The organism is Megasphaera sp. NM10, assembly GCF_000417505.1.
Classification (GTDB): domain Bacteria; phylum Bacillota; class Negativicutes; order Veillonellales; family Megasphaeraceae; genus Megasphaera; species Megasphaera intestinihominis.
Genome location: NZ_APHY01000068.1, coordinates 1 through 7,557, shown reverse-complemented (window position 1 = coordinate 7,557; position 7,557 = coordinate 1). Strand labels below are relative to the sequence as shown.

At 52.8% G+C, this 7,557-nt stretch carries 4 protein-coding genes; 3 read left to right on the top strand and 1 reads right to left on the bottom strand.

Translation table 11 applies throughout. From position 1 onward, the window contains the following. Positions 1-310 precede the first annotated feature (310 nt). Complete coding sequence (locus NM10_RS10420) at positions 311-3,790, top strand: DNA polymerase III subunit alpha (protein ID WP_020311533.1); 3,480 nt, start codon at positions 311-313, stop codon at positions 3,788-3,790. A 170-nt stretch (positions 3,791-3,960) separates the two neighbouring features. Here the strand turns inward: NM10_RS10420 and NM10_RS10415 are convergent, their stop codons facing one another. After that, positions 3,961-5,139: a cation diffusion facilitator family transporter gene (locus tag NM10_RS10415; RefSeq protein ID WP_020311532.1), complete on the bottom strand. Its 1,179-nt coding sequence runs from the start codon at positions 5,137-5,139 to the stop codon at positions 3,961-3,963. Positions 5,140-5,375: 236 nt separating this feature from the next. On the opposite strand from NM10_RS10415, the gene NM10_RS10405 reads away from it, so the two are divergent. Together NM10_RS10405 and NM10_RS10400 are read left to right on the top strand one after the other, a co-directional pair. Further along, positions 5,376-6,038 (top strand): HAD family hydrolase, encoded by a 663-nt coding sequence (locus tag NM10_RS10405; protein WP_020311530.1) that lies wholly within the window; start codon positions 5,376-5,378, stop codon positions 6,036-6,038. A 1-nt stretch (position 6,039) separates the two neighbouring features. Continuing rightward, positions 6,040-7,212, top strand: coding sequence for a multidrug effflux MFS transporter (locus NM10_RS10400; protein WP_020311529.1), 1,173 nt, complete (start codon positions 6,040-6,042; stop codon positions 7,210-7,212). The last annotated feature ends 345 nt before the right edge of the window (positions 7,213-7,557 follow it).

Sequence of the window (7,557 nt, the reverse complement as noted above, 5' to 3'; positions counted from 1 at the left end):
GAGCAGGCGTTCAGTGTTTCCTCTACACTGTTGCGTACAAGATCCTTTAAATTATTCTTTATAAGATCCTCATTAAGTTGTATAATATTACCAGACATGGTCTATTGCCTCCTTACGAATTTTGTGTGGTAACTTAATTGTACTAGCGGCAATAGACTATGTCTATTTTTTATGAAATTGGATTTGCGAAATATATTTTACCTTATCGCGTCTTATGTCCCCCTTAACAATCTTATCGCTAATGTGGTATAATACCCTATTACGGATAACTTTATCTCATTAGCGATTTTTTTGAAGGAGGATTTTTTGGATGCGGCCTTTTGTTCATTTGCATGTCCATACTCAATACAGTTTGTTCGACGGCTTGTGCAAGATTCCCGATATGGTGAAGCGTGCCAAGGAGCTGAATATGCCGGCTGTGGCGATTACGGATCATGGCAATATGTACGGTGTCATTTATCTGTATAAGGAAGCCGTAGCCCAAGGCATCAAGCCGATTCTGGGGTGTGAAGTGTATATGACCCGGGGCAGCCGTTTTGAAAAGAAGACGAAAGAACGGCTCTGTCACTTGATTTTGCTGGCCAAAGACAATAAGGGTTACCACAACCTCATCAAAATCGTGTCCAAAGGTTTTGTCGATGGGGAAAATAATTACCATAAGCCCCGCGTCGACTACGATTTGCTCGAACAGTATCATGAAGGCCTCATCGCCATGAGTGCCTGCATCGAAGGCCACATCCAGCAGGATATCCTCAATCACAATGAAGAAGGGGCCAAGCGGACTTTGGACCGGCTGGTTTCGATTTTTGGCAAGGATGATTTTTACTTGGAAGTCCAGAACCATGGGATTCCGGAAGAAAAAGTTGTCCGCACGGTATTCAAGCGCTGGTCCCAGGAATATGGCCTAAAGCTGGTGGCTACCAACGATTATCATTACATCGACCCCAGCGATGCAGCTGCCCAGGAGGTCAAGCTCTGTATTTCTACGGGCAGTACTCTCGATGACCCGTCGCATTTCCGTTTTTATAATAATGAATTTTATATGAAGAGCGGTGACGAAATGGCCGACCTCTTTGCCGACATGCCCGAAGCCCTGGATACGACGCTGGAAATCGCCGATAAGTGCAACGTCGAGATTTCTTTCAGTGAGCGCCATCTGCCGCAGTTCCCCGTACCCAAGGGGGAAACGGATTCGTCCTATCTGCGCAAGCTCTGCGAGCAGGCCCTGCCGGAAAAATATGACCCCATTACGCCGGAAGTCCGCAAACGGCTGGACTATGAATTGGGTGTCATCGACACTATGGGATTCCCGTCGTACTTCCTCATCGTCTGGGACTATGTCAAATACGCCAGGGACCATGAAATCCCCGTCGGGCCGGGCCGCGGCTCGGCAGCGGGCTCGGTCGTCGCGTATTTGCTGGGCATTACCGGTCTGGACCCGCTCAAGTACGACCTCCTCTTTGAACGATTCCTCAACCCGGAACGCGTCACTATGCCGGATATCGACATGGACTTCTGTTATGAAAACCGGGGCCGCGTCATCGATTACGTTACCCGGAAATACGGTGTCGACCACGTCTCGCAGATCATCACTTTCGGGACCTTGGCGGCCAAAGCCGTCCTGCGTGATGTCGGCCGCGTCCTCGACATCCCCTTGAGTGAAGTGAACCGCATCGTCAAGATGGTGCCTAACGAATTGGGCATGACCCTCGACAAGGCCCTGAAGATGAGCAAGGAATTCCGCGAGGAATATGAACAGAATGCGACGGTCCACCGCCTCGTCGATTTCGGTAAATCCCTGGAAGGCCTGGTCCGCCATTCATCGACTCACGCAGCGGGCGTCGTCATCTCGGCGGCTCCTGTCGACGACTACGTGCCGGTCCAACATTCCAAGGAAGGCGATTTGACGACACAGTACGAAAAGGACCTGGTCGAAGAACTGGGCCTGCTCAAAATGGACTTCCTGGGCTTGCGGACGCTGACCGTCATCGGTGATGCCGTCAAGATGATCAAAAAGGACCACGGCATCGACCTGGACATCAATGCCATTCCCCTGGATGACCCGGAAACGTGCCGGCTCCTGACCGAAGGCGATACGGCCGGTGTCTTCCAGATGGAATCATCGGGCATTACCAACCTGGTCAAGGAACTGGCGCCGAGGCACTTTGAAGACATGATCCCGCTCGTCGCCCTCTACCGTCCGGGGCCTTTGGGCAGCGGCATGGTCGATGATTTCATCAAGGGCAGTCACGGTGAAAAGAAAGTCACCTACCTGCACCCGCTGCTGGAACCGATCCTCAAGGATACATATGGCGTCATCCTCTACCAGGAACAGGTCATGCAGATCGCCTCGGTCATGGGCGGCTTTTCCTTGGGACAAGCTGATTTGCTGCGCCGCGCCATGGGCAAGAAAAAGGAATCCATCCTGGTCGCCCAGCGGGCTAATTTCCTGGAAGGGACGCGAAAGAACGCCATTCCCGACGACATTGCCAACAAGGTATTCGACCTCATGGTCTATTTCGCCGGCTATGGTTTCAACAAGTCCCATTCGGCAGCTTATGCCTACGTAGCCTGGCAGACGGCGTACCTCAAGGCCCATTATCGGCCGGAATTCATGGCAGCGACTATGACCAGCATGATCAACGATGTCAGTAAAATCAGTTACTACGTCGCAGAGTGCCGCCGTCACGGCGTCCAGGTCCTGTCGCCTGACGTCAATGCCAGCATATCCATGTTCTCCGTCCAGGACGGGGCCATCCGCTTTGGCCTGTCCGGCGTCAAGAGCGTTGGCGCCAACGCCATCGAAGCCATCGTCAAGGCCCGCGAAGAGGGCGGACCATTCACATCGCTCGGCGATTTCTGCAGCCGCGTCGATTACCATATCGTCAACAAGCGGGCCCTGGAAAGCCTCATCAAATGCGGGGCTATGGATTCTTTTGGCAAGAAGCGGTCCCAACTCATGGCCGTCATCGACCAGGCCATCGCCATGGGGTCCCTCAGTCAGAAGGACTACGCGTCGGGTCAGATGGGGCTCTTCGACGATGCCGAAGATGTCATGACGGAACTGGAATATCCGGATATCGAGGAATATCCCATCGAAATGCGACTGGCCATGGAAAAGGAATACGATGGTTTTTATTTCAGTGGCCATCCCCTCAATAAATATAAGGACATTATGAAGAAATTGACGCCCTTGTCGGTCCTCTATGGGGAAGACGGGCGGCAGTACGATGGCAAGATGATGCGCATCGGCGGCCTGATTACGGCCAAGAAGCAGGTCATGACCAAGCGCAATGAACAAATGGCCATCATCACCGTCGAAGACTTCACCCATGCCGTATCGGTCGTCGTCTTCCCTAAGACCTATGCCCGCTATCAGCAGGCCGTCGCCGTCGATATGGCCGTCGCCATCCGCGGCCGGGCCGACATCAACGACGACAGCATCCAGATCCTGGCCGAAGAAGTGAAACCGCTGGACCAGGAAAAGGGAGAACCCGTGCAGCCCGCTGCCGTATCGCCGGCAGCAGCCCGCCAGGCTGGCGACTATTGGCATCCCGGTATGGGCGCCAAATTATTCATCAAGATCCCGGCCCACTTGGAACGGACCGATTTGGCCGGCCGTATCGGCCAGGTCCTGGAACAACATCCGGGACCGGTCAAGGTTTACTTCCACCTCATGGGCAGCCGCAAGACCATCTTGACTAATGAAAAATATTGGGTAGAAACGACAGAAGACCTGCGGCAAAAACTGCAGGCCATGCTGGAACCGCGGTCCCTGGTCGTGCAGTGAGGCGTATGAAGGCTTCTGTCATCATGCGAGGTTCCTTTGCTTCATAGTTTGTAGTATGGAGTTTGTAGTTTGTAGAAGCTGGTTTTAAATTTTTTACCATTTGCTGCAAACTAAAAACTACAAACTTAAAACTCAAAAAGAGGCTGTCTTAATGCGACAGCCTCTTTTTGTCATTTCCCCGGATCAGCCATGATTTTGGCCAGGACGACGCGGTATTTATCGTTGTATTTTCGCATGCAGTCGTTGATGTCGCGGCGGATGCGGGCGATGTTTTCGACGTTATATTCTGCCGGCGGGATGTGGATGTCACAGATGACATTGAGCCGGGCATGGCCTGAGGTGATGCGCAGGTGGTCCGTATGATAACGGGGATATTTTTCGTGGACGATCTTATCCAGGACGTGGCGGACGTCGTTGATTTTGTGGATGTCTGTGCAGAGCGGGTCCATGTGGATATTGACTTCCATATGGTACTTGTCCTGCAATTCGTCTTCCAGGACGTCTAAGGCGGCGTGGACTTCGACGAGGTCAGCCTTGTCCGGGACTTCGGCGTGAATCGAGCCGAACATGCGGCCCGGGCCGTAGTCGTGGATGCGGATGTCGTGGACGCCGACGACGTGGGGACAATTCAAAGCAGTCGCTACGATGCCCCGGATGAGTTCCGGGTCCGGCGCCTTGCCCAGGAGAATGTTAATGACGTCTTTGGCAATGCCGTAGCCGGCGTACATGATCATCAGGCCGATGGCCGTGCCGGCAGCGGCGTCGATGGGCAGCGTCGTGAACTGCTGGGCAATGGTAGCGACCAGGACGCCCGTCGTGGCGATGGCATCGGCAATGCTGTCGGCAGCCGTCGCATCGTTGACGCCGGAATTGATTTTCTTGCCGATATAGCGGTTATAGATGCACATCCAGACCTTGACGGCGATGGAGATGACGAGGACGCCGATGCTCCAATAGGAGAATTCCATGTCTTCTGGTTCAAAGAATTTGCCAATCGACGTTTCGCAGAGCTTGTAGCCGACGACGAGGAGGATGATGGAAATGGTCAGCGATGCCAGGTATTCAAAGCGGCCGTGGCCGAAGGGATGTTCCTTGTCTGGCGGTCGGTTGCTCAATTTGGCACTGATGATGGAAATGAATGACGAACACATGTCGGTCAGGTTGTTGAAGGCATCGGACAAGATACCGATGCTGTTGCTCATCATGCCGACGAGGAATTTGCTGACAAAGAGGAAGAGGTTACAAATAATGCCTAAGATGCCGCCGAGGATACTGTATTGTTCACGGACGTGTTTGTCATCGGTATCCTCATAGTTCTTGATGAAGCGGCGGATAATGAATTCGATCATATGAAATCACCCAGCTTTCTGATTCCCTTCATTATAGCAGAGATAGGGCGAGATACAAGTAATAACGAGAAAGAAATTGAGAATAAAAGAAATGCAAAAAAAATCATAATATTATCGAAAATGGGAATAGTTATTGAGTATTTTGCCGGGAAGAATTGCAATTACTTTATTTTTTTATATAATAGAATAGTGATTGAAGAATAATAAGCTCATAAAGTATATGATGGGGAGGATGTATGGATATACGAAAAGCACTTATTTTTGATATGGATGGGACCATGTTTGATACGGAACCCATTTCTTATCGCTGTTGGCGGGACGTATCAGCCCGGTATGGTTTTGACCTGGACCGCTCGGTGTTCGACCGCATGCTGGGACGGGACAATCTGCGCATCCGTGCTATTTGTGATGACGCCTTCGGTCCGGATTATCCCTATGACGATATTTGTCGGGAAAAGGTGGCCTTGCAGCTGGAATATTACCGCAGCCATGCTATTCCCATCAAGCCGGGCCTGCTCCACGTCCTGCACTACGCCCGGGAAGAAGGGATTGCCTGCGCCGTCGCTTCGTCATCACCGCGGACACTGATTGAATATTTATTAGATAAAACGGGTGTAGCTCCCTTCTTTTCCGTCGTCCAGAGCGGGGAAGAAGCGGCCCATGGCAAGCCGGATCCGGATGTGTTCCTCATGGCCTGCGACAAAGCCCGTGTTTCACCGGACCAGGCATTAGTATTGGAAGATTCAGAGAGTGGCATCCTGGCCGCCCATGCTGCGGGAATCCCGTCTATCTGGATCCCCGATTTAATTACTATTCCCAAAGACGTACAAGACCTGGCCTGGACATGTTGCCACAGCCTGGAAGAAGTTCCAGGACTGCTGGCGAAAGGGGATTCATAATATGACACAGACAAAGCGAAGCCGCTGGCTTTTGCTCATGACCGTATTTTTAGGGATGCTGGCAGCTATTGCACCGCTGTCGACGGATATGTATCTGCCAGCCCTGCCGTCGATGATGACGGCCTTTGGCGTGACGCCGTCTGTCATCCAGCTGACTTTGACGGCCTCTATGACCGGCATGGCGCTGGGGCAGATCGCCGTCGGCCCTATCAGTGATGATAAGGGGCGCCGCCTGCCCTTGATGGTCGGCATGGCGATCTTTACCTTGTCGACGGTAGGCTGTATCCTGTCTTCATCTATTGCCGTCTTTCTTTTGTTCCGCTTCATCCAGGGCTGTGCCGGCGGCGCCGGTATCGTCCTGTCCCGGGCCATTGCCCGCGATATCTGCAAGGGCAGCGCCTTGACGCGGCTCTTTGCCATGCTCATGCTGGTCAATGGGATTGCACCGATTCTGGCTCCCGTCATCGGCGGCCAGATCCTGCGCTTTGCCCCGTGGGAAGGCGTCTTCCTCTTTATTGCCATTGTCGGGCTGATCCTGACCGTATCGGCCGGTTTGATGCGTGAAACCCTGCCGCAGCGGCGCCGCGTATCCGGCGGCATGGCAGCCAGTATGAAGAGCTTTACGGCCCTGTTCCGTCAGCCTTATTTTATGGGGCATTGTATCATGCAGTGCTTTTCCTTTGCCGCCTTTTTTGCCTATATTTCCGGATCATCCTTTGTTTTCCAGAACGTCTACGGCGTATCAGCTCAGGCTTTCAGCCTCATCTTTGGCATCAATGGTGTCGGCCTCATGATCAACGGTGCCGTTACGGGCCGGTTGACAGGCCGCATTGCTGACTGGAAACTCCTTCGGTTTTCCCTGTGTCTGGCCGCTGTCGGCAGCGTGGCCCTGCTGGCAGCCTTCAGTACCGGCATGCCGCTGCCGGTCATCATGGTCATTCTCTTCTTGACCGTATCGACGCTGTCCATGATGAGTACCAGCAGTTTCTCCATGGCCATGCAGGACCAGGGACGCAGCGCCGGCAGTGCGTCGGCCCTCATCGGCTTCTTCTCCATGATCAGCGGCGCCGTCATGGCCCCAGTCGTCGGCATCGCCGGAGACCATACGGCCATCCCCATGGGCATCGTCATGGTCATCGGCGAAATCGGCGCCCTCCTGGCCTTCTATGCTTGATCTATCCGCGACATAGAAAAGAACATTGATCCTTTGTAGGGGCTCGCACGTGGCGAGCCCGCCGGGGATATGCGAGATACTTGTAAACTTGATTTGTGTGAGCGGGCGTCCCACGTGGACGCCCCTACAGAAAAAGGGGCTGTCGCATTAAGCCATTTCGGCTTTGTGCGACAGCTCTCTTTTTTTATTCTATTTCATCGTTCTATTCTCTTTTTTTAGCTAAACGTAAAAAAGGTACACGAAACAGACCGGCCATCCAGTCGGCAAAAAACGTGTGCCTTTGCTATGTATATGGTTATTCAAGCACTCTTTTTTCACTTTTYTKAAGGAATAAAGGTATGCTGA

What these genes read in the sequence shown, in the direction of transcription:
- NM10_RS10420 (WP_020311533.1), top strand. Translation starts at nt 311, where the DNA reads ATGCGGCCTTTTGTTCATTTGCATGTCCATACTCAATACAGTTTGTTC.
- NM10_RS10415 (WP_020311532.1), bottom strand. Translation starts at nt 5,139, where the DNA reads ATGATCGAATTCATTATCCGCCGCTTCATCAAGAACTATGAGGATACC.
- NM10_RS10405 (WP_020311530.1), top strand. Translation starts at nt 5,376, where the DNA reads ATGGATATACGAAAAGCACTTATTTTTGATATGGATGGGACCATGTTT.
- NM10_RS10400 (WP_020311529.1), top strand. Translation starts at nt 6,040, where the DNA reads ATGACACAGACAAAGCGAAGCCGCTGGCTTTTGCTCATGACCGTATTT.